Source organism: Bradyrhizobium sp. I1.14.4 (assembly GCF_050435825.1).
GTDB lineage: Bacteria > Pseudomonadota > Alphaproteobacteria > Rhizobiales > Xanthobacteraceae > Bradyrhizobium.
In genome coordinates, this window is the sequence record NZ_JBNDLA010000003.1 from 94,109 (window position 1) to 120,083 (window position 25,975).

The following is a 25,975-nucleotide window of genomic DNA, read 5'->3' on the forward strand; positions in this document are numbered from 1 at the left end:
AAATCCCGCCGCCTCCCTAAGCCATTCAGAATCAGGGAGAAGGCGTATCATCCCGAGCCAGATCTAGCTCGGTTGGCAGTCACGTTGGGGATCGAATCGGTGGCTGGAAAGATGTCCGATACAGTCCATTCACTCAGCACAAACGGATTGACGCCGAAACGGCAGATCCAGCGCTGGTCGGACGCGCTCACTGACCTCTGCGGTCAGTTCGACGTCGACGCGCTGGAAGGATCCTCGCTCGAAGGCCGGATCAATTTCACGACGGTGTCGCGGTTGAAGCTGTGCCAGATCGAGGCAAGCCAGCATCGCATCGCCCATACCGTCTCGCGCATCAAGCTGAGCGAGCACCCCTACATCAAGATCGTGTTCCAGACCCACGGCGTCTCGCATTTCGAACAGGACGGTCTGCACTTCGACATCATGCCGGGCGACTGCTTCGCCTACGATGTGTCGTGTCCGCACACGATCATCAGCCCGTCCCTGACGCGTCACGAGGTCGTCATCGTGCCAAAGGACCTGCTCAAGGAGCGCGGCTTCCAGCTCTCCAAGATGGCGCCGTGCAAGCTGTCGGCGCGCAACGGCACCGGCCGCATCGCCTATGATTTCGTCCATGCCGCGTTCGGCGAGGCACCGACGCTGACCCCGGTCAACGCGGTCGGCGTCGCCGATGCGCTGATCGACCTGCTGCTGCTGCCGCTGCGCGAAACCGGCGCCATGTTCGACCGCGGCAGCGCCGAGGCGACCTACGTGCGGGCCCAGGGCTTCATCCGCGAGCATCTGCGCGATCCCGATCTCTGCATCGACCGCATTTCCGCAGCGCTCGGCTGCTCGAAGCGCTACCTGCACATGCTGTTCAGCGATCGCGGCATGACGGTCAGCGACTACATCTGGAAGGCCCGGCTGCAGAACTGCCGGCAGGAGTTGGAGTCCCAGAACGGCAAGACCATCACAGATGTCGCATTCTCCTGGGGCTTCTCGAGCTCTTCGCATTTCAGCCGCGTATTCCGGAAGTATTTTGGCATCGCGCCCTCCTCCGTCCACAAGGGTCTGCACGGCGGCATGCCGGTGGACGTGGTGCTGGAATAGCGTTTCCGTCTGGCGTGCAGGCGCCGCGCCATGCTGTCCGGCTTCAAACTCTCCTCAATCAAAATCTCCTCAATCAAGCTGTCCTCAATCAAAGATTGGGCGCGCAACCTCAAGCGAGACAGCGTTGCGCTCTATCTCGCATCGCGTGACCCGCGCGTGCCGTGGTACGCCAAGGCGCTTGCCGTCGCCATCGCGGCCTATGCGCTGTCCCCCATCGATCTGATTCCTGATTTCATCCCTGTCATAGGCTATCTCGATGATCTGATCCTGCTACCGCTTGGCATCCGGCTTGCGATCGCGCTCATTCCAGCCGAGGTGATGGCGGAATGCCGTGCCAAGGCCAGCGCCGTATTGCAACGTCCGACCAGCCGGGCCGGAATGATCGCCATTATCGCACTCTGGATCGCCGGCGCGGTCGCGCTGACATGGGCTGCGTTGGCATACTGGCCGCGGGCCACGCCCTAGGCCCGCGCTGCCTTTGGCACAAGCGCCTCGACCGTCACGCCATCATCGCTGGAGTTGATGTTGAGCGTGCCTCCGAGCGCGAGGATTCGCTCCTGCATGCCGGTCAAACCGCGCCCGAGCCGGTGATCCCTGAGCAGGCCGCGGCCGTTGTCGCGGACTCTCACCAGCGCGCAGCCGCGGCTCCCGCGCAGGCCGGTCAGCCCCTCCGCCGGTTCAATCGAAATATCGACCGCCGTCGCGCCGGCGTGGCGGAATACATTGGTGAGCGCTTCCTGGACGATGCGATAGATCGTCAGATCGGCCATCTCGCCGGTGTCGCCGAGCGCCTCCGATATGCTGCTCTCGATCTCCACCTCCGGGTGCGACTCGCTCCACAGCCGCACCAACGCGCCGAGCGCTTCCGCAAGCCCGAGTTCGGCCAATCCCACCGGCCGTAATCGCTCCAGGATCCGGCGGGTGAATTGCTGCAGCGCGTTGACCTGCTCGAGGATGGCGTTGCCATGCTTGCGCAGCGCAGAGGGATCGGGCGTTTCGACCTCCGACAGCCGCGTCAGCGCGCCGGCATGCGCACGCAGCGCAAACAGATAAGGCCCGAACTCGTCGTGCAATTCGCGCGCGATCTCCTTGCGTTCGGAATCCTGCAGTGAGACCGCGCGCTCGGCCAGCTGCCGCTTGCTGTCTACGGCCTCCCCGAGCGTCGCGGCCAGATGGTTCAGTTTGGCACAGATCGCGGCCAGTTCAGGCGATCCGCCGGGCTCGACGCGCGCATCGTAATCCCCGGCCTCGATACCGGTCATGGCCTTCGACAGCGCCTCCAGCGGCGCCAGCGCGCGGCCGACCACCAACATAGTGACCAGAAGCAGCGCGACCGCGATCGCGGAGCCGACCTCGAGCTGTGTGACGATGCCATCCCAGATCTCGGCGATTTCGTCGTCGGGATGCGAGGTGACGACGAGCGATTGCGCCTTGCCGTGAACCGAGATCGGCACCCGCACCGAGGTCTGCTCGGGATGCACGAGCGCGATGAACCACTCCGGCGGGGCCCGATCGCCGGCGCGCTCGGCCGATTTTGCGGTCGCGCCGTCCTGCCGCGTGATGCTGACATGACGAAGCCGGCTCAAATCCTGGACGATCTGATCGAGCCGCGCATCGGGATCCGGCGCTTCATCGAGACCGGCCACGATCGTCGTAACAAATTCGCGCGCCAGCCGGATGACGCTCTGGTCCTCGGCCTGCACACGCGGCCCCGCTTCCAGCACGAGCCGCGCAATATTGATGCCCAGTCCCAGCGCCAACATCAGCGCCAGCAACAGGTTGATCCGTGCGCGCAAGGATAGCTTTTGCCACATGACGTTGCCCCCGACCCGCGATCCCTCCTTCGAGAGGATCGTTGACAGCCAAGTTTGCCCGGCTATCTAATCGCAGCCTATCGCAATCTCGCGCGAGGCGCACAACCGGTCGGAACCGACATGGCCCTGGTGCAAACCGATGTGATGACGAGTGAATCGAAGCAGGCTGCCGGAACAACACCATGCGCATTCTGATCGTTGATGATCATCCCATCGTCGCCTCCGGTTGTCGCACCGTGTTCGCCGACGATCCCGAGATTACCCTGCTCGAAGCGGCGGATGCCGAAAGCGGTGAACGCGCGTTCGTCGCGGAAAAGCCCGATCTCTGCGTGATCGACATCAACCTGCCGACCGTCTCCGGTTTCGAGCTGGCTCGCCGTATCCTGACGCGCGATGCATCCGCGCGTCTCATCATGTTCAGCATGAACGATGACCCGGTGTTCGCTGCCCGCGCCATCGATATCGGCGCCAAGGGCTACGTCTCAAAGACCGGCGATCCCAACGATCTGGTGGAGGCGGTGCGCGAAGTCGGCAATGGCGGCGTCTATCTGCCGCCCGCGATCGCTCGCAACGTCGCCTTTGCGCGGCCGGGCTTTGCACAAAATCCGCTTTCCAGGCTGACCTCGCGCGAGATGGAGATCCTGCGCCTGCTCAGTTCCGGCAAGAGCCTGTCGGAGATCGCCTGGCTGGTGCATTCGTCATACAAGACGGTCGCGAACACGTCATCGATCATGCGCCAGAAGCTTGGCGTGCGCACCTCGGCAGAGCTCGTGCGCCTGGCGATCGAGAGCGGCGTCGCCTGACGTCGCGCTCCAACACAGAGGAATACGACAATGCAGACGGTTTCCCAGAACAAGTCGCATGACGGCACGCAAGGCGTATACCGGCATCCAAGCCGCGAAACCAAGACCGATATGACCTTCTCGGTGTTCGTCCCGGATCATGCCGCCGGCGCCAAATTGCCTGTTGTCACCTATCTGTCGGGCCTGACCTGCACGCACGCCAACGTCACCGAGAAAGGTGAATTCCGCCAGGCATGCGCCGAGCTTGGCCTGATCTTCGTCGCGCCCGACACCAGCCCGCGCGGCGAAGGCGTCCCCGGCGATCCCGCCAATTCATACGATTTTGGCCTCGGCGCGGGCTTCTATGTCGATGCGACGGAGCAGCCGTTCTCGAAAAACTACCGGATGTGGAGCTACGTCACCGAGGAATTGCCAAAGCTGATCGCCGAGCAATTCCCGGTTGATACGACGCGGCAATCGATCCTCGGTCACTCCATGGGCGGCCATGGCGCGCTGACGGTGGCGTTGCGATATCCCGACCGTTATCGCGCGGCGAGCGCGTTTGCGCCGATCGCGGCACCGTCGCAGGTGCCGTGGGGTAACAAGGCGCTTGGCGGCTATCTCGGCAGCAACAAGCAGGCATGGCGCAAGCACGATGCGGTCGCGCTGATCGAGGACGGCGCGCGCTTTTCCGATCTGCTTGTCGATTACGGCGATGCCGACGGATTTCTCACCGAACAGCTGCGGCCCGAGCTCCTGAAGGCCGCATGCGAGAAAGCCAACATCCCCCTCACCTTGCGGCGCCAGCCCGGCTACGACCACAGCTATTACTTCATCTCGACCTTCATGGCCGATCATCTGCGCTGGCATGCCGCGCGGCTGAAGGCGTGAGCATCGCTTAGGAAGGCCAGTCCATCACCGTCATCCTGAGCGCTTAGCGCGTCTCGAAGGATGCACGGTCCGGCTGGTGGCCGTCGATCCTTCGAGACGCGCGCAAAAGCGCGCTCCTCAGGATGACGGAACTACATTGGTACGCGCAGCTATCGCAATTGCGGCGCGCCGTAGTTCGGCGCGAGCAGGCGGTTGCGCACGAGGTAGTCGGTGGCACGCGACCAGGATTCGTCGGTGTTGCCGCGCATGTCGGCGCTCACTGCTGCCACCAATTGCCCGGTATGCACGTCGCGCAGATAGAGATTGGTGTTGAGGATGAGGTTGGAGACCTTCTGCACCACGCCTGTCATCGCGAGGTCAGCACGTAGCTCGCCGGCCAGTTTTACATCGCATCCGCCACAAGCCTGAAGATTGCGCCGCAGCATTGACAGGCGCGATATCGAGCACCCGGAACTTGCCCGAGTCCGCGAGCTCCTTGCGCACCTGATCGCCGGTCCGGAGCAGCCGTGCCTGCTCGTCGGTCCGCGGCCCGTTCACCTCTCCTTGCAGGCTGGTGTCGATCATCTCGAGGTCGAACACCGCGAGCTTGGGCGGCTCGGCGCGCGCCGCCGCAGACATCACCAGCAAAGATACGACGAAAGCAAACGCTGTTCTCATGATTGTGAACCAATCGAAATTTGTAACCTCGCAACGACAAAAAGCGGGGTTGCAAGCTAGGCCAATTCGGTCATCTTGCACGTCAACGCATGGCCCAGAAAAGCGAAGCCGCTTTTCGACAATGCCATGCCGAGTGAAGAAAGACTGCGGGAGGAGTTATGTTCCGATGGCTGATCGGCACGATCGCGCTCAGCATGATGGCTACCGGAGCGCTGGCGGCTGATCCCGTCGAGATCCATATCGGCTATCTCGGCCATGCCGGCGTCAAATCGACGCTCTCACTGGTCGAACAACCGGCCGACAATGATGGCATCGCCGGCGCCCGCCTTGCAATCGAGGACAACAATACGACCGGGAAATTCCTCAACCAGCGCTTCGTGCTCGACGAGGTCAAGGTCAGGGACAGCGACGATGTCGCCAAGGTCGCGGCCGATCTAGCCGGCCATAACGACTATATCATCACCGACCTGCCCGCCGATGCCCTGCTCAAGGTCGCCGACGCGCTGCGCGACCGCGGCACCGTGCTGCTGAACGCCGGCGCGATCGACGATCGGCTCCGCGAGCAGGACTGCCGCACCAATGTCATCCATATCGCGCCGACCCGCTCGATGCTGGCCGACGCGCTTGGCCAGTATCTGGTGTGGAAGCAGTGGAAGCGCTGGCTGCTGGTGACTGGCTCGCATGATCAGGACAAGCTCTACGCCGATGCGTTGCGCCGCGCCGCCACGCGTTTCGGCGCCAAGATCGTCCAGGAACGGACATTCGAGGACACCGGCGGCGCGCGCCGCACCGACAGCGGCGTGACGCTAATCCAGCGCCAGATGCCGGTGTTCACGCAGCAGGCGCCGGCTTACGACGTGCTCGTCGCCGCCGACGAGAGCGAGGTGTTCGCGAACTATCTGCCTTACCGGACCTGGGACCCGCGGCCCGTAGCCGGCTCCGCCGGCCTGGTGCCGACCAGCTGGGACGCGGCGCATGACCAATGGGGCGCCGTCCAGATCCAGAACCGCTTCGTCAAGCTGAACATGCGCCGCATGACGGCGCTCGATATGCAGGCCTGGACGGCTGCGCGCATGATCGGCGAAGCCACATCGCGGACCAATTCGGGGGATCCCAGGAAGGTCGTCGCCTTTCTCAAGGGTCCGGATTTCTCGATCGCCGCCTTCAAGGGCACGCGGTTGACCCTGCGAAACTGGAATCTGCAGCTCCGCCAGCCGATCCTGCTGGCCGATGGTCGTATGGTCGTTTCGGTCTCGCCGCAGGAAGGTTTTCTGCATCAGGTCTCCGAACTCGACACCCTCGGTGTTGACCGACCCGAAACGAAGTGCAAGCTGCAGTGAGGGAGATGAAACGTATGTGGCGCCGCTGTCTGTTGACCGGGATGCTGATTTGGCTTGCCGCGACCCCGGCGTCCGCCTTCGTTGCCTACGTCTCCAACGAGAAGGGCAACACCGTCACAGTCATCGACACCGATAGCTGGACGGTGACCAAAACCATCAAGGTCGGCCAGCGACCGCGCGGCATCGAGTTCTCGCGCGACGGCAGGTTCGTGATGGTCGCAGTCGGCGACGACGATACGATCCAGGTGATCGACAGCAAGACCCAGGAGATCGTCGATACCCTGCCCTCCGGGCCCGACCCCGAATTGTTCACCCAGGATGCCGCCGGCAAGACCATGTATGTCGCCAATGAGAACGACAACACGGTCACCGTGATCGATCTCGGGAAGCGCGCCCGGATCGGCGACATCCAGGTCGGTGTCGAGCCTGAGGGCATGACGATTAGCCCGGACGGCAAGATCCTGATCAACACGTCCGAGACCACTAACATGGCGCATTTCATCGACACGACGACGCGCCAGATCGTCGCCAACGTGCTGGTCGATTCGCGGCCGCGCTTCGCCCAGTTCAAGCGCGACGGCTCCGAATTGTGGGTCTCCTCCGAGATCGGCGGCACGGTGTCGATCATCGATCCGGTCAAGCGCGAGGTGACCGGCAAGATCACCTTCGAAATTCCAGGCCTGCGGAATGAGGCGATCCAGCCCGTCGGCATCGGCATGACCAAGGACGGCAAGACCGCATTCGTTGCGCTCGGCCCCGCCAACCGCGTCGCGGTGGTCGATGGCGCGACCCACAAGGTCCTCAAATATCTGTTGGTCGGCCAGCGGGTCTGGCACATGGACTTCACCCCGGACGAAAAATATCTGATGGTCACCAACGGCGTCTCCAACGATGTTTCGGTGATCGACGTCGCGGCCCAGAAGGTGACCAAGACCATTCAGGTCGGCGAATTGCCCTGGGGGATCACGATCGCGCAGCCATGACCGCAACCGACGCCCATATCGCGAGCCAGCCCTCGCCGGACGCAGGCCCCGGAGCAGCCACTGGCGTGCAGCCTGCGCTGTCGATCGGCAATGTCAGCCACAGCTACGGTCCGCGCCGCGCATTGATCGACGTCAATTTCACGGTCGCACCGGCGAGCTTCACTGCATTGCTGGGCCTCAATGGCGCCGGCAAGAGCACATTGTTCTCGCTGGTGACGCGGCTGTTCGGCATCCAGAACGGCCAGATCAAGATCTTCGGCCACGATATCAGCCGGACGCCGGGTGAAGCGCTGCGGCTGATGGGCGTCGTGTTCCAGCCGCGAACGCTCGATCTCGATCTCTCGCTGACCCAGAACCTGCTCTATCACGCCGCGCTGCACGGCATCTCGCGGCGCGAGGCCCGGCTGCGCAGCGCCGAGGTGCTCGGCCGCATCGGCCTTGCCGACCGCGCCGGCAGCAAGGTGCGCGATCTCTCGGGCGGCCAGATGCGCCGGCTCGAGATCGCCCGCGCGCTGCTGCACCGTCCCCGGCTGTTGCTGCTCGACGAGGCCACGGTCGGACTCGACGTCAAGGCGCGCGCCGATATTCTCGACCACGTCCGGCAGCTCGTCACCGAACAGGGCATCGGCGTGCTCTGGGCGACGCATCTGTTCGACGAGATCATGCCGGGCGACGATCTCGTCGTCCTGCATCAAGGCCGGATGCTGGCACACGGCCCGATGACGCGCGTGATCGCCGAGGCCGGCGCCCAGGACGTCAACACCGCGTTCATGCGCCTGACCGGAACGGCAACCCTCACCGGGAAGCCGCCAACATGAGCAGCACGACGGTCACGCCTGAGCGAAGCGGCTTCTCGCTGTCGGACTACATCGTCTGCCTGAACGGCATCGTGTGGCGGGAGGCGCTGCGCTTCCTGCACCAGCGCGAGCGCTTCGTCTCGGCGCTGGTAAGGCCGCTGGTCTGGCTGTTCATCTTCGCGGCCGGCTTTCGTCAGGTGCTCGGCATCTCGATCATCCCGCCCTATGAGACCTACATCCTCTACGAGGTCTATATTGCGCCCGGCCTGATGGCGATGATCCAGCTGTTCAACGGCATGCAATCCTCGCTGTCGATGGTCTATGACCGCGAGATGGGCAACATGCGCACGCTGCTCGTCAGCCCGCTGCCGCGCGGCTATCTCTTGTTCTGCAAGCTGCTCGCCGGCACGGCGGTTTCGCTGCTGCAGGTTTACGCCTTCCTTCTGATTGCGTGGTTCTGGGACATCACGCCGCCGACGATCGGCTACCTCACCGTGCTTCCGGCGCTGGTGCTGTCGGGTCTGATGCTTGGCGCATTGGGCATGCTGATCTCGGCCAGCATCAAGCAGCTCGAAAATTTCGCCGGCGTGATGAACTTTGTCATCTTCCCAATGTTCTTTGCATCGTCGGCCCTCTACCCGCTCTGGCGCGTGCAGGAAGGCAGCCCGATTCTGTATTATGTCTGCCAGTGCAATCCGTTTACGCACGCGGTGGAGCTGATCCGGTTTGCGCTGTATGGCAAGATGAACTGGGTTTCGCTCGCGGTGGTCGGCGGCTGCACGGTGGTGTTCATGATCGGTGCGATCCTGGCTTACGATCCATCGCGCGGCCTGGTGCGCCGCGGACCCGGCGGAGGCGAAGCATGACGGGGTGGCGACTAGGACTGGTCGGGCTGCTCGCGATGGTTCTGTCGAACCAGGGCGCATCAGGCGCGGACCCGCGTTACCCGGACTGGCCCTGCGCACAGGCCAAGGTGCCGGAGATCTCGCTCGCCGCGGTCTGGGCCGGACCGCCACTCGGCGATGCCGAAACCAAATGGAAGGACGATCCGAAGATCAGCGCACTTGCGACCAAGCTTGCAGCGCGCCGCGTTCCGCTCGAGGACGCGCAGAAAGAAATCACCGAGTTCCTGTCGGCCGCCACGGCCGACAAGGCCAATGCAGGAAAACTGCTGTTTGCGGGCCTGTTCGATACGCTCAACGGGCAGCGCGCCTCGGTCATGAGCGGGCTGGAGCGCGTGATGCGCAAGCAGCGCGAGGCCGCGGAAAAGATCCGCGCCGATACGCTCGCATTGCAGGCGCTGCAGGACGCCACGCCGCCGGACCAGGCCAAGGTCGATGAACTCGGCAATCAGCTGGTCTGGGAGACGCGGATATTCGAGGACCGCGGGCGCGTGGTGAAGTTCGTCTGCGAGGTGCCGACCGCCATCGATCAGCGGCTGTTCGCACTGGGACGCACAATCCAGCAGGAGCTGGATTGAGGCCCGCGACCGATCGAGCCAGCGATCGTTAGCGCGCCCCCTTAATGTGTCTCTCGGGCCGCGCTGGTCCGGAACCAATTGCGCTCCCCGCTCGTTGTCTCCAACTATATCTAAAGTTGGGAGACCTTGATGAGAGCAGCCAAGATCGTCATGACCAGCCTCGGCGCTGCGAGCCTGATCACCTCAGCGGCTTTGGCCCAGCAATCCATGTCGGGAATGGTCACCAAGATTGACCGACTGCGCAGTACCATCTCGATCCAGCAGACGCAAAGCGGCACGGTGGGCGCGGCCGGCGGCGCTATACAGGAATACAAAGTGCCCAAGGGACAGTCGCTCGAAGCCTTCCACGCCGGTGACAAGGTGACGTTCACCGCGTCGGACAGCGACGGGGGCAAGACCATCGACAAACTCGACAAGGAGAAGTAGCACGCAAGGGCGCCGGAGGGGCTCATTGCTCCCCCTCGCGCGGCTCAGGCTCCGCATCCGCCAGCGGCAATTTGGCGCGCCCCCACCCGTCGGTTCCATCCGGATACCACGCCACGTTGCGGTGGCCGTAGGAGAGCACGCGCTTGGCCGCGTTCCACGACATCCAGCAATTCTCCTGGCAATAGACCACGAGCAATTTCGCTTTGTTGTCTCCGGATGCGCGGGCCAGGCCGCGGCGCAGATAGTCCTCCGTCGATGCGGCGAGCTTGCCGTAGCCGGTGTCGGGCAGCCAGATGCTGCCGGGAATATTGAGATGCGGCCGCTCGCGCCACACGGTTCCGGCGGGCAGATTCGGCTTGGGCGCGCGCGGCAGCACGTCGACGAAGGCGCCGGACCTGTCGCGCCAGATCGCTTCTGCCTCCGCGGTCGTGAGCACGCGTGCGCCGGCAAGCGTTGTCGGCACCGGCGCGCGATAATCCTCGGTGCGATAGCCCTCGGGCTCCGCGGGCTGGTCTTGCGCGCGGACAGGCGAAGCGGCGACGAGTATCGCCGCCAGCATGGCCGCGAGCCTGATCATGGCGACTTGGTCGCGGTCTCCGGCCCGATCGGGCGGTCGTTCTCGTCGAGCAGCGGAACGCCGTAATCGAGCAGTATCTTGTTGATCTCCGGCTGGCTCTCCTGGATCAGGCGGTTGAGCTGCCGCTTCCAGTTCTGGTCGGACGCCCGCACGCCCATTCCGATGCGATAGACCAGCTTCGGTCCCGTGGTCTCCTTGACCAGCGCCGTGATGTGCAGCGGCGGGTTTGCCTTCTTGGCATAAAAGCCGGCCATCGGCCCCCACAGGATGCCGGCGTCGATCTCGCCCTTTTCGAGGTCGTTCATCATCGCCTCGGCCGAGGAATCGTAGCGCGTATCGATCATCAGCGGATAAGGCTTCGCATTCGTCATCAGGCCGTTCAAGGCCATGTTGGTCGCGGGCGGCGTTCCCGCCACAATGCCGATATGCTTGCCCTTGAGCCGCTCATCCTCGAGCGTCGCGACCTCATCAAGTCCACTGCCCGGCTTGGCGACGATCGCGTAGGCCGTGCGGTAATATGGATTGGTACCCTGCGCGAGGTCATCGCCTTGCGGAAAGCCCATGATCACGTCACAGCGATGCGAGCCGAGCGTCATTCGCACGAAGCCGGTCGCCTGCGGAAAGAACATGTAGTCGAGTTTCTTTTGCAGCTTCCCCGCCAGCAGCTCGCCGATCTTGTTTTCAAAACCCTCACCCTTGTCGTTCGAGAACGGCAGGTTGCGCGGATCGGCGCAGATGCGCAGCACCCTGGGATCGACCAGCTCGATGGAGAGTTCGCCCTGGTCATTGACCTGCGCGCGCGCGATGTCGCGGCCGGCGAAACAGGCGACGAAGCCGACAAGCGCGAGCAGAATAGGACGATGTCCGACAATTCTCATTACGCGGTCTCCTCTTGATCGGATCGATCGCCGCCATCCGGCAATTGCCCGGCGCACCATGACGTGCAACAGCAATAATGATCGCGACCGCGCCGTGTTGCTTGCTGCAGCGCAAACTGGAGCGCGACGACATCGATCTCGCGTCCCGGAGAAACTGAGGCGGAAACATGGCTCATGGCGGTTCGGTGCTTGCGCTGCTCCTGGTGCTTTGGGCGCCGACCATAGCGCGGGCGCAAGAGGTGGAATTGCCTGTGAGCGAAGTCGCCCCCGGAATATTCGTTCACACCGGGGTCACCGCATTGATGACGCGCGAGAACGAAGGCGCCATCGCCAATGTGGGGTTCGTGGTTGGCGACAGTGCTGTTGCCGTCATCGACACCGGCGGCAGCGTCCGCGAAGGCCGGCAGTTGCTCGCAGCGGTCCGCAGCCATAGCGACAAGCCGATCCGCTACGTGATCAACACCCACGCGCACCCGGACCACAGCTTCGGCAACGCGGCTTTCGTCGGCGACGGGACCAGCTTCGTCGGCCACAAGACCCTGCCCCGTGCGCTGGCCGCGCGTGGGCAATTCTATCTCGACGGATTTCGCCGCACCATGGGCGACACGTTGATCGACGAGGTGAAGATCGTCCCCCCGACCGTGCTGGTCGCGGACACGCTGAAGCTCGACCTCGGCGGACGGGCTCTCACCCTGAAGGCCTGGCCACCCGCCCACAGCGACAGCGATCTCACGGTCTTCGATGAACGCACCGGGACGCTGTTCGCGGGCGATATGGTGTTCCTCGAGCATATTCCCGTGGTCGACGGCAGCCTCAAGGGCTGGCTGCGCACGCTGGACGACCTCGCGGCGATTCCCGCCGAGCGCGTGGTTCCCGGTCACGGACCCGTGAGCGCATGGCCCGCAGCGCTTGGCGAGGAACGGCGTTATCTTGAGACGCTTGCCGCGGACGTCCGCGCGCTGGTCGCAAGCGGCAAGCCGATCACGGCCGCGGCAGAGCATGCCGCGGCCGCCGAGCGCCCGCGCTGGCAATTGTTCGACGATTACAACGCCCGCAACGCAACTGCAGCATTTTCGGAAATTGAATGGGAGTAGCTGTTGGTCCTATAATGAGGCGGCTGCATAGGATTTCGCGAACATGACTGGACATCGCGTCCGCCTGCTTTGCATCACCAGCCTCCTCACGATCGCGCTGGGCTCACCAGCTGCGCCTGCAGCCGAGACCTATGATCCCTGGCCTGGCCTCGTCCAGGACATCTTCAGCAACCGTCCGATGAATGACGGCGACGGTATCATCGGCATCGAGATGCCGGTGCGCGCGGAAGACGCCGCGATCGTTCCGGTGACGCTGCGCAGCAAGCTTTCGCCCAGCGACGGTCGACGCATCAACAGGATCACGCTTGTCATCGACGAGAACCCGGCGCCGATGGCGGCGAAATTCACGCTGGGGCCTGACGCCAACGTCACCGAGATTTCGACCCGCGTCCGCATCAACAACTACACCAATGTGCACGCCGTCGCAGAGCTCAGCGACGGCAAGCTCTATGTGAGCAAAGTCTATGTCAAGGCATCCGGCGGCTGCTCGGCGCCGGCCGGAAAAAATGTCGAGGAAGCGAAGAACCGGCTCGGCCAGATGCGCTACCGGCAATTCGCAAAGTCCGAACAGGGACCTGCGACCCGCACGCGGGAAGCCCAGATCATGATCGGGCATCCGAATAATTCAGGCCTGCAGATGGACCAGGTCACGCAGCTCTATATCCCGGCCTTCTTCGTCAACGAGCTGCACATCTGGCAGGACGACAGTCCGGTGCTGGCGATCGAGGGAGGTATCTCGATCTCCGAGGATCCCAATATCCGCTTCACCTACGTCTCGAATGGCGCAAAGCGCTTCCGTGCCGAAGCCAAGGACACCGAAGGACACGTCTTCGAGCACGAATGGAAGGTCGAGGATCCCGGGACTTGACGCCTCGCGCTCTCACGACAGACGCCAAAGCGCGATGAGATAAGGTCGAATCGTCAGCGCGCTTCAGCTCTTTGTTTGAGCATGATCTCTTCGGAAAGCCGCTTCGAACTTTTCCGGATCATCTAGAAGCACCTGACTTCGGCTTCGGCCTGGGCGCGCCTGAGGTCGTTGAGCGCATTCGCTGCCTGCTCGGACGAGCGGAACTGGCCGCCCAGATTGCCGCGCACCTGCGCCATGCTCAGCACGGTCTCGGCGGTAACGTAGCGATCATAGGGAATGATCGAGGCGACGACGTCAATCGAGCAGGAACATTGCTCGATCGACTGCCGGGATTCGCCGTTGGCCTTCATGCAGCCGAACACATATTCCGCCCGCGCCGAGGTCGGATAGTCGTTGATCTCCTGGGCCCGCACGCTGATGGCCGTCCCGGCGAGCACCAAGACGGCGACAATCGGTCGTAGCATGCCGGCTCCTGCCATGGTCCTGCTTCCTCTTCTCTTCCCGCAAGCTATGCTATGGATGTTGATCAGAAAAGAAAACATTCGGGGAAGTGGCTCAAGAAACGATGATCATCTCTGTACGCACGGTGTTGGCTGCGGCAGTTCTGGCGGTCATGCAGTTCGGCACCTCGTGCACCGCGGAGACCATCCGCGTTGCAGCGCAGAAGACCGGAACGCTGACCTGGGAACTGGCCGTCATCCGCTCCCATGGACTCGACAAGAAGGCCAATCTGTCGATCGACGTTGTCGAGCTCGCCAGCCCCGAGGCCGGCAAGATCGCGCTGCGCTCCGGCGGGGCTGACATCATGGTGTCTGATTGGCCCTGGGTGTCGCGTGAGCGCTCGCTCGGCGCCAAGCTGCAGTTTTATCCCTATTCGAGCGCGCTGGGGGCCGTGATGGTCCCTGCCTCGTCGCCGATGAGGACGCTTTCCGATCTCAAGGGGCGCAAGCTCGCCATTGCCGGCGGACCGATCGACAAGAGCTGGCTGCTGCTGCAGGCCGCATTGAAGCAGGACGGCGTCGACCTGAAGTCGCAATCGACCATCGTCTATGGCGCACCGCCGCTGTTGGCCGCCAAGACCCTCGGCGGCGAGATGGACGCGACGCTCAACTACTGGAATTTCTGTGCCGCGCTCGAGGCCAAGGGCTTTCGCCGCCTTGCCGGCATGGAGGAGATCCTGCAGAAGCTCGGCAGCAAGGGCCGCATCGCGATGATCGGGTACGTGTTCGACGAGGCGTGGGCCAACGCCAACAAGGATCTGGTGGCCCGCTTCATCGCGGTGACGCGCGCCGCCAAGGACATCCTCGCATCCTCGGATGCTGAATGGGACACGATTGCGCCGCTGACCGGTGCGCAGGATGCGGCGACGCTGCATGCTTATCGCGACCGCTACCGCGAAGGCATCCCGCGCCGTCCGATCGCTGACGAAGAAGCGGACGCGCGCGTGCTCTACCGGGTGTTGGCGCAGCTCGGCGGCCGCGACCTGGTCGGCGCCGCAACCGAGCTCAATCCCGGCACGTTCTATCAAGCGATCCCGGGAGACTAGCAGTGCTGCGCCTCCTGTCATTCACGCTGTTCATCGCGACCTGGTGGATTGCCTCGCTCGTGATCGGCGACGCGAAGCTGCCGGCTCCGCCGGCGGTGCTGTCGGTCCTCGTCGCCGAGGCGCGATCGGGGGCGTTGTTCGTCAATCTCGGCGCAACGCTGGCGCGTGTCGCGCTGGCCTTCACCCTTGCGATGGCGCTCGGCTCGGCGATCGGCTATCTGATGGGCCGCGTCTCGCTCGCCAATCGTCTTGGCGACCCCTGGCTGATCCTGCTGCTCAACCTGCCGGCGCTGGTCGTCATCGTGTTGGCCTATATCTGGGCCGGGCTGACCGAGGTCGCCGCGATCGCGGCCATCGCCATCAACAAGCTGCCGACCGCCGTGGTCACCCTGCGCGAGGGTGCCCGCGCGCTCGACCCCGCACTCGACGAGATGGCGACGGCGTTTGCCATTCCGCGCGGCCGCGCCTTCCGCCATGTGATCCTGCCGCAGCTTGCGCCCTATATTGCGGCCGCGGCGCGCTCCGGGCTCTCGCTGGTCTGGAAGATCGTGCTGGTCGCCGAATATCTCGGTCGGCCGAACGGTGTCGGCTTCGAGATCGGCGTCGCCTTCCAGCTGTTCGACATCCCCTTGCTGCTCGCCTACTCGCTGAGCTTTGCGGGTGTCGTGCTCGTCATCGAGACGGCCCTGGTGCAGCCGTTTGAAACCAGGCTAACGCGGTGGCGGCTCCGTGCAGCTTGAGGTCAATATCACAGGCAAGAGTTTCGAGAGCGCGGCCGGGAAGCGTCACGACGTGCTCGACAACGTCACCTTCACGTTGAACGCCGGCGAAGTTGGCGTGCTGTTCGGCCCGTCGGGCTGCGGCAAGAGCACCCTGCTCCGGATTCTCGCCGGGCTCGACGGCAACTACCGGGGCCATGTCACGCGATCATCAGGCATGCGCCTTGGCATGGTGTTCCAAGAGCCTCGGCTGTTGCCCTGGCGCACGGTCGAGGAGAACGTGCGGCTGGCCGCGCCGCATATCGACGACGGCACCCTGTCGGCGCTGTTCGAGGTGCTCGAGTTGAGCGTGCACCGCAACCATTTTCCCGGGGAGCTGTCGCTCGGCCTCGCCCGCCGCGTCGCGCTCGCCCGCGCCTTCGCCATCGAGCCGGATTTCCTGATCCTCGACGAACCGCTGGCATCGCTCGACAGCGCACTTGCCGGGCGGCTACGCGACCAGGTCGCCACGCTGGTGGCCAGCCGGAAGATGATGACGCTCCTGGTCACCCACGATCTCGACGACGCGGTCCGCCTCGGCGACCGCCTGTTCTTCCTGTCGCCGCGGCCGGCCCGAATCCTTCACGTCGAAACCATCGCCGCGCCCCGCAGCGCGCGCGGCGACGCCGAGATCGCGGCGATAAAGGCAGGCATCGTGCGGCGAACCAACGGCGAACCTGGCGAGCGGGACGCCTCATAGGCGATCCTTGCGGTGCGTGCTAGGCTGTCGGCGGAGTTGACCGTGAAACGGACGATCCGAACCGTAACGCTCGGCCTTGCACTTGTCGCGGGTACGGCGCTCGCGCAGGACATGATGCGCGATGTCGACCTGTCGTCCCCCGATATGGTCTCCGCCGAAATGACCCGGCAAGACGTCGAGGCCGTGCTGGCCAAGGCGACCGCCACGGCACGCGCCGATTTCACTGGAAAGAAATTGTCCGGCCTCGACCTTTCAGGGCTCGACCTGACCGATGCGATTTTTCGCGCAGCGCGGCTCAACAAGACGAAGCTTGCCGGCGCGAAGCTTGATGGGGCGGTCCTCGACCAGGCGTGGTTGCTCGCGGCTGACCTGACCGGTGCCAGCCTCAAGAGCGCCAACTTGTTTGCAGCCCAAATGGCAGGCGCCCGTCTCGACGGCGCCGATCTGTCGGGAGCGCGCATCGCCGCCGACCTGACTGGCGCAAGCCTTGTCGGTGCCTCGATCGCGGGCGCGCGATTGGGCGCCGACATGCGCAATCAGTCGATGGGCCTGATGCGCGCGGTGCTGAGATCCGCCAATCTGGAGCGGTTGAACGCCCGCGGCGCCGACCTGTCCCGTGTCGATCTCGAATTCGCGTCGGTGAAGGGCGCCGACCTGACCGGTGCCTCGCTCAAGAACGCACAGCTAGGAGGCGCCGACCTGACCGGCGTCACCCTCATCGACACCGATTTCGAGGCCGCCGATCTGGCCTCGGCGAGATTGATCGCCCCGATTGGCCTCGACCGGGCGAAGAATTTCGACATGGCGAAGAATCGCGACCGTCTGATAAAGGAATGACGGTTCTTCAGGAGGATCGTTGATGCGATGGATATTTGTCTCGATCGCGCTGTTGCTGACAGGCACTGGCGTATCGCTCGCGCAAGGCAAAGGCATTCGGCTGTGGAATCTGACCAGCGCCACGATTTCGAGCTTCGAACTGTCGCCGGCCGGCAAGAACGAGTGGGGTCCCAACCAGACGCTCAACGACAAGGACAAGGAAGTCGACCACGACGAGCGCCTGCGCATCACCCGCGTCGAACCCGGCCGCTACGACGCCAAGGTCGGCTACAGCGGCGCGAGGCAGTGCTTCGTCCGCGACATCGAGATCAAGGCCGACGCCGTGTTCTCGGTGTCCGACAAGGATCTGAAGGATTGCAACAAATAACGGGCTAGCCGGCCGACGGCTCGCCACCGGTATTGGCGCGATCGTTGCTGTGCGGATATTCGCAACGCCAACGCACTGCGGTCCATTTCGGATGTTCGCCGACCCATTGCGCGATGTAAGGCGGCGCAGCCATGGCGCATTGCTGGAGCGAGCCGTTCCAGTTGAACACCAGATGCTGCTCCTCGCAGGTGGCGGGCGACAGCACGGCACATACAGTGACAATCAGATCAATCGGGTTCATGCATGAAACCTCGCGGGCGTCGTCAAAAGATAACATAAGCGCTACGCCCACAGCAGGCGGAAGTTTCAATTCCGTGCGAGGATCGAGCGGAACCTGGCACGGCCCCGCGCCCAATCGCGCCAGCCTTACCCCAGCCGGCAACCGTGGGACCGGCGCCTTGCCGCCAGTTCATTTCGTCAATAAGCTGGTTCCCCAAACTGCTAACAGGCTGATGGCTCTTACGGAAACCCCCTGGCGCGGCATCGCGGTCGCTGTGTGCTTGCTGGCGCTCGTTGCCGGCACTTGGGCTCTCACGTGTCAAGTTCGGCGAGCGGCTGCGCAGCCGCAGCCGGGCAAGTCGGATTCGGGCCGCACCGAGCCTTCCCACACCGCAAACAGCGGCCAGGCAGCGGTCAAGCTTACGCCCAACCAGCAGGGACAGATCGGGCTCGAAACCGCGGTAGCGGAAGCTGCTCCGCATCCTGAGCAATTCCGCGCGTACGGTGCAGTGCTGGACATCTCCCGCATCACGGAGCTCGCCAACAGCTACGCCAATGCGCAGGCTCAACTCCAGACGGCGCAGGCCAAGTTCGAAGTCGCGAAGAGCGCATTCGACCGGACCAAGAATCTCGTCGACTCCGCCGCGCTGCCGAAAAAGGAAGCCGAAACCGCAGAGGGAACGTTGCGGACCGACAAGGCCGCGCTTGCCGCGGCGGAATCGCAGCTCAGGACTCTCGCGGCAACAGCACAGCAGGAATGGGGGCCGGTGATCGGCCGCGGAATCGTCGAGCGCTCGCCCGCCGTTGTCAGGTTGATCGAGCGCGATCAGTTTCTGGTTCAGGTGACGCTGCCTCCCGGCGTGACTGTCACCGGGACTCCGGGAACGGCTCTGGCGCAGGCGCCGACGCGAAATGCGAATATCGATCTCCAGTACATCTCCGCGGCAACACGCACCGACCCCCGTATTCAGGGATTGAGCTATTTCTTCTCAGCGCCCGGCGATAGCGGCCTGCTGCCCGGCATGAACACCACTGCTTATGTGCCGTCGGGCAACACTTACGAGGGCGTGTTCATCGAAGATACCGCGATTGTGCGATGGCAGGGCCGATCGTGGGTTTACCTGCGCGTGAGTTCCGACAGCTTCCGACGGCATCCGATCAGCACGGATCAGCCGGTCTCGGATGACGACTACGTCGTCAGAGACATTCCATCGGGATCCGAAATCGTCATCCGGGGCGCACAGGTCTTGCTGTCCGAGGAGGCCAAGAGCGAGCTTCGGAGCGGCGACGACAATGACTGACGGCATCGGCTCCAACAGGTCAGGGCCGCAAGCCGCTCTCGTCGCGTTCGCCATCCGCTTCCGCGGCATCGTGCTCGCGCTTTCGTTCGCGCTGCTGGGCTATGGCCTGTTCACGCTCGGCGAAGCCAAATACGGAGTCTTCCCCGAATTCGCACCGCCACAGGTCACGATCCAGACAGAAGCTCCCGGCCTCAGCCCGGAGCATGTCGAGATTCTGGTCACGCAGCCGATCGAAACGTCGATCAACGGCTTGGCCGGCGTCGAAAGTCTGCGCTCATCGTCGATCCAGGGCCTCTCCGTGGTGACGGTCGTCTTCCAGCCGGGTAGCGATATCTACCGGGCGCGCCAATTGGTGACGGAGCGTCTCGCGGTCGTGGCCGCGCGGCTGCCGCAAGGCGTGCAGCCGCCGTCGATGACACCATTGACTCCGCTGGCCGGCACGGTGCTGGTCATTGGTCTGACGTCCGACCAGCGCTCGCTGATGGATTTGCGCACCATTGCGGACTGGACCGTGGCAAGACGGCTTCTGGCCGTACCGGGCGTGGCACAAGTATCCACTTACGGCAAGGATGTCAGGTCTCTGCAAGTGCAAGTCCGCCCGGACGACCTGATCCGGTTCCGGGTCGGCCTGAATGATGTACTGACCGCCGCACGCAAGGCCACCGGCGTACGGGGCGCCGGCTTCATCGATACCGCCAATCAGCGCATCACGCTGCAAACCCTGGGGCAGTCTTTGACGCCCGACCAGCTTGCCCGCACCGTTCTTCTGCACGAAGGCGGCGCAAGCGTAGTTCTCGGCGACGTCGCCACCGTCTTGACCGCTCCCGAGCCGCCAATCGGGGCCGCCCTCATCGACGGCTTGCCTGGCATCATGCTCATGGTCAGCCAGCAATACGGCGCGAATACGCGAGAGGTCACCGCGCGGGTGGAAGCCGCCCTGCAAGAACTGCGACCTGGCCTTGAAGCCGACGGTATTCAGCTCCATGCGGACATATTCCGCCCCGCCAATTTCATCGACGCGGCGACCGAGAACGTGCTCAACGCCTTGGTGATCGGTGGGGTGCTCGTGGTCGTTGTTCTGTTTCTATTTCTGTTCGACTGGCGCACCTCGATCATCAGCTGCACCGCCATCCCTCTATCGTTGATAGCGGCCGTGCTCGCACTGCAATGGATGGGTGAAACGCTCAACACGATGACGCTGGGCGGCCTTGCAATCGCGATCGGCGAAGTCGTCGATGACGCCGTGATCGGCGTCGAGAATGTCGTACGTCGATTGCGCGAAAACCGCCGGGCAACGGCGCCGCGATCCGAGGCTCGCGTCGTACTTGAGGCCTTCCTCGAAGTGCGTACCGCGGTTGCCTATGCGACGTTTGCGGTGCTGCTGGTCTTCTTTCCGATCCTGGCGCTCTCCGGCATTGCCGGCCGTCTCTTCGGCCCCCTGGGCATCGCCTACATCTTCGCCGTGCTCGCCTCGCTCGCGGTCGCCCTTACGGTGACGCCGGCGCTCTCCATGCTGCTCCTCGTCGAGAGGACCGGCGGACAGCGCTCGCATGAACCTCCTGCGGTGCGGTGGTCCCGGCGCCACTACCAGGCCTTGCTGCGTCGCATCGGCCGTTACCCGAAGCTGGTGATGACGGCGGCCGCGGTTTTGACGATCGGCGCGGCGATGCTGCCTTTCTTCGGCGGGACCTTCCTACCGGATCTGCGGGAAGGCCATCTGATTCTGCACGTCTCTGCGATCCCCGGCACCTCGCTCGACGAATCTCTTCGTATTGGCAAACTGATGACGGATACGCTCCGACAAATCCCGGGTGTACGCAGGGTGGCGCAGCATGCAGGCCGGGCCGAGGCCGGCATCGACACGGTTGGTCCGCATTCCAGCGAGTTCGAGATCGACCTGGAGCCGGGGCTCTCGGGTCAGGCACAATCCGCAGCAGAAGCGCGCATCAGGGTAGCTCTGGCCGGCTTCCCCGGGGTTTCCTTCTCGAGCAAGACTTACCTGACGGAACGCGTCGAGGAGACCGTCTCCGGCTTCACCGCGGCGGTGGTCGTCAACATCTACGGGCCCGATCTCGACTCACTCGAGCGCACTGCGCGCGACGTCGCCCGAGAACTGGATGAAGTCGCGGGTGCCGTCGACGTGCAGCAACGATCCCCGCCGGGGATGCCGCAGGTAAATGTGACGCTTCGCCCGACGGATCTGCAGCGCTGGGGGCTCGATGCGGTCGAAGTGCTCGAACTGATTCGCACCGCCTATCAGGGCGATGTCGTCGGCCAGGGATATGAAGGCAATGCCGTCTTCAATGTCATCGTGATTCTCGACGCGCATGCCCGCGCCCGGCTCACTCAGATCGGTGACCTGCCGGTGCGCACGCCGAGCGGCGCCTACATTCTGCTGAAGCAAATCGCCGACGTCTACGAGACCTCGGGCCGTTATCAGATTCAACACCTGAATGCACAGCGCGTTCAGACCGTAACGGCGAACGTCAGCGGACGCGATCTCGAATCCTTCGTGGCTGCCGCCAAACGCAAGCTGGCCCGCGAGGTCGTGCTGCCGCCCGGTGCTCATGTGGAATTTGCCGGAGCGGCCGAGGCCCAAGCCCGGTCGCGTCACGATCTCATCGTCAACTCGTTGCTGGCCGGGACGGGTATCGTCGTTCTGCTTTCGATGGTTACCGGCCATTGGCGAAATCTGTTGCTGGTAATGATCAACTTGCCGTTTGCCTTTGTCGGTGGCGTGTTCGCATTGGCGTTGACTGGTGGCCTGCTTTCGCTCGGATCGATGGTCGGCTTCGTCACGCTGTTCGGAATCACGCTGCGCAACTCCATCCTCATGATCTCGCACTACGAGCACCTCGTCCTCGTCGACGGTCGCGTGTGGGGGTTGGATACCGTGATCGAGGGCGCGGCCGACCGCCTCGTCCCGATCCTGATGACGTCTCTCGTGACCGGCCTGGGATTGCTGCCGCTCGCGATCGGCGCAGGAGAGCCGGGACGTGAAATCGAGGGCCCGATGGCGATCGTCATCCTTGGGGGTCTGATGACCTCGATGGCGCTTAGTCTGCTGGTGCTGCCTAGCCTCGCGCTTCGATATGCGCGTTTCAAGGACCGCCCCTGAGTACACGCAAGGCGTGTGACGATCTGAACCAGGGTTCGCTTCACAAGCGGCAGCAGCGCCGACCAAGTATTGGCGCAGCAAAATCCGGCAATGGACGGTTGAGATTTGGGGCGGATCAGGCTTTGCTCGACGACGCCGGAGCGATCAATTCGACAGGCGCCCAGAAATCGAAAGACCCGTCGATACTGCTACGGCTTCGACGGCGTTCACCATCGAAGCCGTACCAGGCCGCCAGGTGGTCTTACTTGCGCGCTGCGCAGGCGTACATGTTGATTTCCATGCCGACCGGCACTTCGACGATCTTCGGTGTTTTCCAGGCCATTTCCTTCTCCCAAGTAAAAGTTGGCGCGAGCCTCGCGCCGCGCGGCAAGCTAGGGCTGGCGTTTCCAGGGCGCAAGCTGGGGTGGTAAGGACCCGACTTCGCTGCTGGACATGCCGAAACGGACGACGGCTCGCTGACGTCCGCCCGGCTTTGAAGCGGCAGGGAAATTCCGACACTGATCTGTCAGGCATTTTCCGGCTGCCGGGTGGCGACGCACGGATAAGGAGACCAGATGGCTCCAGCCGAGTCTTGTCCAAGAGCGAAATCGCAACTTTTTTTGTTATGCGTGGAATCCAGCGTCAATATCCGGAATCGGCCCGGCAAAATACGCGGGGCATGCGCCTATTTGAGCAAACGCAGCAGGGCCCGGCCGGCACGCGATTTCAATTCCTTCGCATCCAGCGTTCCGTCATTGTCGGGATCGGCGGCCTTGAAACGCTGCTCGACGACCGCGAGGTATTCGTCGAGCGTCAGGGTGCCGTCATGATCCGGATCCGCCATCTTTAGCTCTTTCGCGGTCAGCCGTCCGCGCAATTCACGCACGTCGAGCGTGCCGTCATGATCGGGATCCAACTTCGCGAACAGGTCGGCGGCAGCCTTCTTGGCTTCGGCAAGATCAACCGTGCCGTCATTGTCGGGATCGAGCATCTTCAGCGCGCTGTTGCGCCCGGATGCCGCCAAGGCGGGGCCCGACAGGACAGCCACGGCCAAAGTCAAAGCAAGCGATCGGCGCGAAATCATCATTTGTCTCCCTTAAGTACCGCTCCGGCAAAAGATACGGAGCGCGCCCTGCGATCGAAGCTCACCATAGCAGCTTCGATCATGCTTCCTACAGTTAGTGCAATCGGCGAGACCCTGTCGGGTTTCGGGTGGAAAGAGACGGCCTCACGGATCATCTGTGGCGTCTGCCGATTGCATTGCACCAGAACGAGCGAGGTAACCTCATGAGCGACATTTGCCGGACCATGCTGGGCTGCCTCGTTGCGGTCGGTCTGATCGCGCCCGTGTCCGCGCAGAACGAGGCCCCTGCCCGATCGGCTGAGACGGTCCGGCAGCGCACGCTCACTGGCAAGGAGCGGCTCGGCCGCAAATGGACCGACGAGCAGCGGATCGACAATTGCAACGTGCCGCCGGACAAGCGGGGCACGAAGGCGCGTCCAACTGTCTGCCCCCATGCACCGTCAAGCTGATCGAGCCATTCGCGCTGCGACATAACCGCGAGCTGTGCGTGGTGTTGTGTATTCCACGCCACGGTAAGCTACGGACGCCCTTGCGAAAAACCTGATGTGCTCAACCTGCCTCCTGCGGTTGGCTGGGGTTCGTTCACGTTTTCGTATTGACCCGTTTTGCTTTCAGGCGGATGGTTCCATCCGCAACGTCAGGAATAGGCGTGCAGAAAAAGGTTCATTGGGAGGATATGATGAGACGCATTGCGCTGGCCGCAAGCCTCGTGATTCTTGCATCGTATGGTGCAAGCGCTCAGACCAACGAGCAGTTGGTCAAGGGTGCGACTGATACATCGAACGTTCTCAATTATGGAATGGGTTACAATCTTCAGCGTTTCTCGACGCTGAACCAGATCAATAAGGACACGGTCAAGAATCTGGTCCCGGTCTGGAATTACAGTTTGAACGACGACCGCAGCGAGGAATCGCAGCCGCTCGTCTATCAGGGCGTCCTCTACATCACCACACACAACGCCACGATCGCGGTCGACGCCAAGACCGGCAAGCAGATCTGGAAGACCAAGGTCGAATATCCCGCCGAGACGCCGCGTATCGTCTGCTGCGGCATCATCAATCGCGGTGCCGCGCTGTATGACGGCAAGGTGTTCCGCACCACCCTCGACGCCAACGTGATCGCGCTCGATGCCAAGACCGGCAAGGAGCTGTGGCGCGAGAAGGCTGCGGACATCAAGGAAGGCTACTCGATGACGGTGGCGCCGCTGGTCGCCGACGGCGTCCTGATCACCGGCATCTCGGGCGCCGAATTCGGCACCCGCGGCTTCATCGACGGCTGGGATCCGGCGACCGGCAAGCGCCTCTGGCGTACCCACTCGATCCCGACTCCGGACGAGCCCGGTGGCGATACCTGGAAGGGCGACACCTGGAAGCTCGGCGGTGGATCGACCTGGATCACCGGCTCCTACGATGCCGAATTGAACACGGTGTATTGGGGCATCGGCAACCCCGGGCCGTTCAACTCGGCGGTGCGTCCCGGCGACAACCTTTACACCTGCTCGGTGCTCGCGCTCGATCCAAAGACCGGCAAGATCAAGTGGCACTACCAGTTCTCGCCGAACAATCCGTTCGACTATGACTCGGTGGCCGAGATGGTGCTCGCCGACATGAATGTCGAGGGCAAGCCGACCAAGGTGCTTATGGATGCCAACCGCAACGGCTTCTTCTACGTGCTCGATCGCACCAACGGGAAGCTGCTCGCGGCCAATCCTTATGTGAACGTCAACTGGGCCACCGGGATCGACATGAAGACCGGCCGCCCGATCGAGACCGACGTTGCCAAGGATGCACGTGACGGCAAGAAGGTCACGGTCTACCCGTCGATCCTCGGCGGCAAGAACTGGGAGCCGATGTCGTTCAATCCGCAGACCGGCCTCGCCTACGCCAACACACTCGCCTTCGGCGGCAAGTACAAGGCCGAACCGGTGACGTTCAAGCAGGGCGAATGGTATCTCGGCATGGATCTCACCGATCCCTGGGAATGGGGCACCGGACCGCGCGGCCATCTCAAGGCGATCGATCCGATGACCGGCAAGGCGAAGTGGGAAGCGCCGAGCGACATTCCGCGCTTCTCCGGCGTCCTCTCCACCGCCGGCGGCGTGGTGTTCTCCGGTCAGCTGACCGGCGAATTCGAGGCGTTCGACGCCGACACCGGCAAGAAGCTCTGGCAGTTCCAGACCGGCTCGGGCATCGAAGGACAACCCATAACCTGGCAGCAGGACGGCGTGCAGTATGTCGCCGTCGCCTCGGGCTATGGCGGCGTCTATTCGCTGTTCTCCGGCGACGAGCGGCTTGCCAAGGTCCCACCCGGCGGCTCGCTGTGGGTTTTCGCGGTCAAGAACTGAGCGCGGAGCCCACGTGACTGAAAGAGTACCCCCGTTGACGGCGGCGATC

28 protein-coding genes and 1 pseudogene are annotated in these 25,975 nt (G+C 63.4%); 21 read left to right on the top strand and 8 right to left on the bottom strand.

Going from position 1 to position 25,975, the window contains the following annotated elements; translation table 11 throughout:
- The first annotated feature begins 111 nt into the window (after positions 1-111).
- Both ABIB78_RS07555 and ABIB78_RS07560 read left to right on the top strand, forming a co-directional pair.
- Complete coding sequence (locus tag ABIB78_RS07555) at positions 112-1,086, top strand: helix-turn-helix domain-containing protein (protein WP_429023221.1); 975 nt, start codon at positions 112-114, stop codon at positions 1,084-1,086.
- 30 nt (positions 1,087-1,116) lie between these two features.
- Entirely contained in the window at positions 1,117-1,551 is a 435-nt protein-coding gene (locus ABIB78_RS07560; protein WP_429023222.1) for a YkvA family protein, read from the top strand.
- Here ABIB78_RS07560 and ABIB78_RS07565 read toward each other — a convergent pair.
- Positions 1,548-2,900 carry a histidine kinase gene (locus tag ABIB78_RS07565; protein WP_429023224.1) on the bottom strand — a complete coding sequence of 451 codons (1,353 nt, stop codon included), beginning with the start codon at positions 2,898-2,900 and terminating at the stop codon, positions 1,548-1,550. The two genes, ABIB78_RS07560 and ABIB78_RS07565, sit on opposite strands and share 4 nt — an antisense overlap.
- Before the next feature lie 182 nt (positions 2,901-3,082).
- Between ABIB78_RS07565 and ABIB78_RS07570 the strand changes: the two genes are divergently transcribed.
- Positions 3,083-3,703, top strand: coding sequence for a response regulator transcription factor (locus tag ABIB78_RS07570; protein ID WP_244067425.1), 621 nt, complete (start codon positions 3,083-3,085; stop codon positions 3,701-3,703).
- Positions 3,704-3,733: 30 nt separating this feature from the next.
- A complete protein-coding gene (gene fghA, locus ABIB78_RS07575; RefSeq protein ID WP_429023226.1) occupies positions 3,734-4,573 on the top strand; it encodes an S-formylglutathione hydrolase in 840 nt (279 codons plus the stop codon).
- A gap of 149 nt (positions 4,574-4,722) precedes the next feature.
- Here the strand turns inward: fghA and ABIB78_RS07580 are convergent.
- Positions 4,723-5,191: pseudogene (locus ABIB78_RS07580) on the bottom strand (DUF3280 domain-containing protein).
- A 197-nt stretch (positions 5,192-5,388) separates the two neighbouring features.
- On the opposite strand from ABIB78_RS07580, the gene ABIB78_RS07585 reads away from it, so the two are divergent.
- The 6 genes from ABIB78_RS07585 (at position 5,389) to ABIB78_RS07610 (ending at position 10,256) form a co-directional block, all read left to right on the top strand.
- Complete coding sequence (locus ABIB78_RS07585; RefSeq protein WP_429023228.1) at positions 5,389-6,570, top strand: ABC transporter substrate-binding protein; 1,182 nt, start codon at positions 5,389-5,391, stop codon at positions 6,568-6,570.
- 5 nt (positions 6,571-6,575) lie between these two features.
- Entirely contained in the window at positions 6,576-7,553 is a 978-nt protein-coding gene (locus ABIB78_RS07590) for a YVTN family beta-propeller repeat protein (RefSeq protein ID WP_429023230.1), read from the top strand.
- Positions 7,550-8,371 (top strand): ABC transporter ATP-binding protein, encoded by an 822-nt coding sequence (locus ABIB78_RS07595; protein WP_429023232.1) that lies wholly within the window; start codon positions 7,550-7,552, stop codon positions 8,369-8,371. The genes ABIB78_RS07590 and ABIB78_RS07595 overlap by 4 nt, the downstream gene beginning before the upstream one ends.
- Positions 8,368-9,216 (top strand): ABC transporter permease, encoded by an 849-nt coding sequence (locus tag ABIB78_RS07600; RefSeq protein ID WP_429023234.1) that lies wholly within the window; start codon positions 8,368-8,370, stop codon positions 9,214-9,216. The genes ABIB78_RS07595 and ABIB78_RS07600 overlap by 4 nt, the downstream gene beginning before the upstream one ends.
- Positions 9,213-9,830 carry a hypothetical protein gene (locus ABIB78_RS07605; RefSeq protein WP_429023236.1) on the top strand — a complete coding sequence of 206 codons (618 nt, stop codon included), beginning with the start codon at positions 9,213-9,215 and terminating at the stop codon, positions 9,828-9,830. Before ABIB78_RS07600 ends, ABIB78_RS07605 begins: the two co-directional genes overlap by 4 nt.
- Before the next feature lie 129 nt (positions 9,831-9,959).
- Entirely contained in the window at positions 9,960-10,256 is a 297-nt protein-coding gene (locus ABIB78_RS07610; protein ID WP_429023238.1) for a copper-binding protein, read from the top strand.
- 22 nt (positions 10,257-10,278) lie between these two features.
- On the opposite strand, the gene ABIB78_RS07615 is transcribed toward ABIB78_RS07610, so the two are convergent.
- Both ABIB78_RS07615 and ABIB78_RS07620 read right to left on the bottom strand, forming a co-directional pair.
- Positions 10,279-10,833 (bottom strand): PQQ-dependent catabolism-associated CXXCW motif protein, encoded by a 555-nt coding sequence (locus ABIB78_RS07615; protein ID WP_429023240.1) that lies wholly within the window; start codon positions 10,831-10,833, stop codon positions 10,279-10,281.
- A complete protein-coding gene (locus ABIB78_RS07620; RefSeq protein ID WP_429023242.1) occupies positions 10,830-11,711 on the bottom strand; it encodes a substrate-binding domain-containing protein in 882 nt (293 codons plus the stop codon). The genes ABIB78_RS07615 and ABIB78_RS07620 overlap by 4 nt, the downstream gene beginning before the upstream one ends.
- A 167-nt stretch (positions 11,712-11,878) precedes the next feature.
- On the opposite strand from ABIB78_RS07620, the gene ABIB78_RS07625 reads away from it, so the two are divergent.
- A complete protein-coding gene (locus tag ABIB78_RS07625) occupies positions 11,879-12,805 on the top strand; it encodes a quinoprotein relay system zinc metallohydrolase 2 (RefSeq protein WP_429023244.1) in 927 nt (308 codons plus the stop codon).
- Positions 12,806-12,848: 43 nt separating this feature from the next.
- The gene (locus ABIB78_RS07630; protein WP_429023247.1) at positions 12,849-13,673 is read left to right on the top strand and encodes a quinoprotein dehydrogenase-associated SoxYZ-like carrier; all 825 of its coding nucleotides are present in this window, start codon (positions 12,849-12,851) and stop codon (positions 13,671-13,673) included.
- Positions 13,674-13,795: 122 nt separating this feature from the next.
- Here ABIB78_RS07630 and ABIB78_RS07635 read toward each other — a convergent pair whose 3' ends face one another.
- Entirely contained in the window at positions 13,796-14,137 is a 342-nt protein-coding gene (locus ABIB78_RS07635; RefSeq protein ID WP_429023249.1) for a hypothetical protein, read from the bottom strand.
- A gap of 101 nt (positions 14,138-14,238) precedes the next feature.
- On the opposite strand from ABIB78_RS07635, the gene ABIB78_RS07640 reads away from it, so the two are divergent.
- The 5 genes from ABIB78_RS07640 (at position 14,239) to ABIB78_RS07660 (ending at position 17,881) form a co-directional block, all read left to right on the top strand.
- Positions 14,239-15,219: an ABC transporter substrate-binding protein gene (locus ABIB78_RS07640; protein WP_429023250.1), complete on the top strand. Its 981-nt coding sequence runs from the start codon at positions 14,239-14,241 to the stop codon at positions 15,217-15,219.
- Between the two features lie 2 nt (positions 15,220-15,221).
- Complete coding sequence (locus ABIB78_RS07645) at positions 15,222-15,959, top strand: ABC transporter permease (RefSeq protein WP_429023252.1); 738 nt, start codon at positions 15,222-15,224, stop codon at positions 15,957-15,959.
- On the top strand, positions 15,949-16,677 hold the full coding sequence (locus ABIB78_RS07650) for an ABC transporter ATP-binding protein (protein ID WP_429023254.1): 729 nt from the start codon (positions 15,949-15,951) through the stop codon (positions 16,675-16,677). The genes ABIB78_RS07645 and ABIB78_RS07650 overlap by 11 nt, the downstream gene beginning before the upstream one ends.
- Before the next feature lie 111 nt (positions 16,678-16,788).
- A complete protein-coding gene (locus tag ABIB78_RS07655; protein WP_429023256.1) occupies positions 16,789-17,514 on the top strand; it encodes a pentapeptide repeat-containing protein in 726 nt (241 codons plus the stop codon).
- Positions 17,515-17,536: 22 nt separating this feature from the next.
- A complete protein-coding gene (locus tag ABIB78_RS07660) occupies positions 17,537-17,881 on the top strand; it encodes a hypothetical protein (protein ID WP_429023258.1) in 345 nt (114 codons plus the stop codon).
- A 4-nt stretch (positions 17,882-17,885) separates the two neighbouring features.
- Here ABIB78_RS07660 and ABIB78_RS07665 read toward each other — a convergent pair whose 3' ends face one another.
- Entirely contained in the window at positions 17,886-18,122 is a 237-nt protein-coding gene (locus ABIB78_RS07665; protein WP_429023259.1) for a hypothetical protein, read from the bottom strand.
- 157 nt (positions 18,123-18,279) lie between these two features.
- Between ABIB78_RS07665 and ABIB78_RS07670 the strand changes: the two genes are divergently transcribed.
- The gene (locus ABIB78_RS07670) at positions 18,280-19,401 is read left to right on the top strand and encodes an efflux RND transporter periplasmic adaptor subunit (RefSeq protein WP_429023261.1); all 1,122 of its coding nucleotides are present in this window, start codon (positions 18,280-18,282) and stop codon (positions 19,399-19,401) included.
- Positions 19,394-22,519: an efflux RND transporter permease subunit gene (locus ABIB78_RS07675; RefSeq protein ID WP_429023263.1), complete on the top strand. Its 3,126-nt coding sequence runs from the start codon at positions 19,394-19,396 to the stop codon at positions 22,517-22,519. The genes ABIB78_RS07670 and ABIB78_RS07675 overlap by 8 nt, the downstream gene beginning before the upstream one ends.
- A 241-nt stretch (positions 22,520-22,760) precedes the next feature.
- Here the strand turns inward: ABIB78_RS07675 and pqqA are convergent, their stop codons facing one another.
- Positions 22,761-22,841, bottom strand: coding sequence for a pyrroloquinoline quinone precursor peptide PqqA (pqqA, locus tag ABIB78_RS07680; protein WP_009031067.1), 81 nt, complete (start codon positions 22,839-22,841; stop codon positions 22,761-22,763).
- A gap of 342 nt (positions 22,842-23,183) precedes the next feature.
- Positions 23,184-23,582: an EF-hand domain-containing protein gene (locus ABIB78_RS07685; protein WP_429023265.1), complete on the bottom strand. Its 399-nt coding sequence runs from the start codon at positions 23,580-23,582 to the stop codon at positions 23,184-23,186.
- Between the two features lie 203 nt (positions 23,583-23,785).
- On the opposite strand from ABIB78_RS07685, the gene ABIB78_RS07690 reads away from it, so the two are divergent.
- Both ABIB78_RS07690 and ABIB78_RS07695 read left to right on the top strand, forming a co-directional pair.
- Positions 23,786-24,031, top strand: coding sequence for a hypothetical protein (locus ABIB78_RS07690; protein WP_429023267.1), 246 nt, complete (start codon positions 23,786-23,788; stop codon positions 24,029-24,031).
- Positions 24,032-24,261: 230 nt separating this feature from the next.
- Positions 24,262-25,926 carry a methanol/ethanol family PQQ-dependent dehydrogenase gene (locus tag ABIB78_RS07695; RefSeq protein ID WP_429023269.1) on the top strand — a complete coding sequence of 555 codons (1,665 nt, stop codon included), beginning with the start codon at positions 24,262-24,264 and terminating at the stop codon, positions 25,924-25,926.
- The last annotated feature ends 49 nt before the right edge of the window (positions 25,927-25,975 follow it).

Bases quoted from the DNA above. Each gene is read 5' to 3' on its own strand.
- ABIB78_RS07555 (WP_429023221.1), top strand. From the start codon at position 112: ATGTCCGATACAGTCCATTCACTCAGCACAAACGGATTGACGCCGAAA.
- ABIB78_RS07560 (WP_429023222.1), top strand. From the start codon at position 1,117: ATGCTGTCCGGCTTCAAACTCTCCTCAATCAAAATCTCCTCAATCAAG.
- ABIB78_RS07565 (WP_429023224.1), bottom strand. From the start codon at position 2,900: ATGTGGCAAAAGCTATCCTTGCGCGCACGGATCAACCTGTTGCTGGCG.
- ABIB78_RS07570 (WP_244067425.1), top strand. From the start codon at position 3,083: ATGCGCATTCTGATCGTTGATGATCATCCCATCGTCGCCTCCGGTTGT.
- fghA (WP_429023226.1), top strand. From the start codon at position 3,734: ATGCAGACGGTTTCCCAGAACAAGTCGCATGACGGCACGCAAGGCGTA.
- ABIB78_RS07585 (WP_429023228.1), top strand. From the start codon at position 5,389: ATGTTCCGATGGCTGATCGGCACGATCGCGCTCAGCATGATGGCTACC.
- ABIB78_RS07590 (WP_429023230.1), top strand. From the start codon at position 6,576: ATGAAACGTATGTGGCGCCGCTGTCTGTTGACCGGGATGCTGATTTGG.
- ABIB78_RS07595 (WP_429023232.1), top strand. From the start codon at position 7,550: ATGACCGCAACCGACGCCCATATCGCGAGCCAGCCCTCGCCGGACGCA.
- ABIB78_RS07600 (WP_429023234.1), top strand. From the start codon at position 8,368: ATGAGCAGCACGACGGTCACGCCTGAGCGAAGCGGCTTCTCGCTGTCG.
- ABIB78_RS07605 (WP_429023236.1), top strand. From the start codon at position 9,213: ATGACGGGGTGGCGACTAGGACTGGTCGGGCTGCTCGCGATGGTTCTG.
- ABIB78_RS07610 (WP_429023238.1), top strand. From the start codon at position 9,960: ATGAGAGCAGCCAAGATCGTCATGACCAGCCTCGGCGCTGCGAGCCTG.
- ABIB78_RS07615 (WP_429023240.1), bottom strand. From the start codon at position 10,833: ATGATCAGGCTCGCGGCCATGCTGGCGGCGATACTCGTCGCCGCTTCG.
- ABIB78_RS07620 (WP_429023242.1), bottom strand. From the start codon at position 11,711: ATGAGAATTGTCGGACATCGTCCTATTCTGCTCGCGCTTGTCGGCTTC.
- ABIB78_RS07625 (WP_429023244.1), top strand. From the start codon at position 11,879: ATGGCTCATGGCGGTTCGGTGCTTGCGCTGCTCCTGGTGCTTTGGGCG.
- ABIB78_RS07630 (WP_429023247.1), top strand. From the start codon at position 12,849: ATGACTGGACATCGCGTCCGCCTGCTTTGCATCACCAGCCTCCTCACG.
- ABIB78_RS07635 (WP_429023249.1), bottom strand. From the start codon at position 14,137: ATGCTACGACCGATTGTCGCCGTCTTGGTGCTCGCCGGGACGGCCATC.
- ABIB78_RS07640 (WP_429023250.1), top strand. From the start codon at position 14,239: ATGATCATCTCTGTACGCACGGTGTTGGCTGCGGCAGTTCTGGCGGTC.
- ABIB78_RS07655 (WP_429023256.1), top strand. From the start codon at position 16,789: ATGATGCGCGATGTCGACCTGTCGTCCCCCGATATGGTCTCCGCCGAA.
- ABIB78_RS07660 (WP_429023258.1), top strand. From the start codon at position 17,537: ATGCGATGGATATTTGTCTCGATCGCGCTGTTGCTGACAGGCACTGGC.
- ABIB78_RS07665 (WP_429023259.1), bottom strand. From the start codon at position 18,122: ATGAACCCGATTGATCTGATTGTCACTGTATGTGCCGTGCTGTCGCCC.
- ABIB78_RS07675 (WP_429023263.1), top strand. From the start codon at position 19,394: ATGACTGACGGCATCGGCTCCAACAGGTCAGGGCCGCAAGCCGCTCTC.
- pqqA (WP_009031067.1), bottom strand. From the start codon at position 22,841: ATGGCCTGGAAAACACCGAAGATCGTCGAAGTGCCGGTCGGCATGGAA.
- ABIB78_RS07685 (WP_429023265.1), bottom strand. From the start codon at position 23,582: ATGATTTCGCGCCGATCGCTTGCTTTGACTTTGGCCGTGGCTGTCCTG.
- ABIB78_RS07690 (WP_429023267.1), top strand. From the start codon at position 23,786: ATGAGCGACATTTGCCGGACCATGCTGGGCTGCCTCGTTGCGGTCGGT.
- ABIB78_RS07695 (WP_429023269.1), top strand. From the start codon at position 24,262: ATGAGACGCATTGCGCTGGCCGCAAGCCTCGTGATTCTTGCATCGTAT.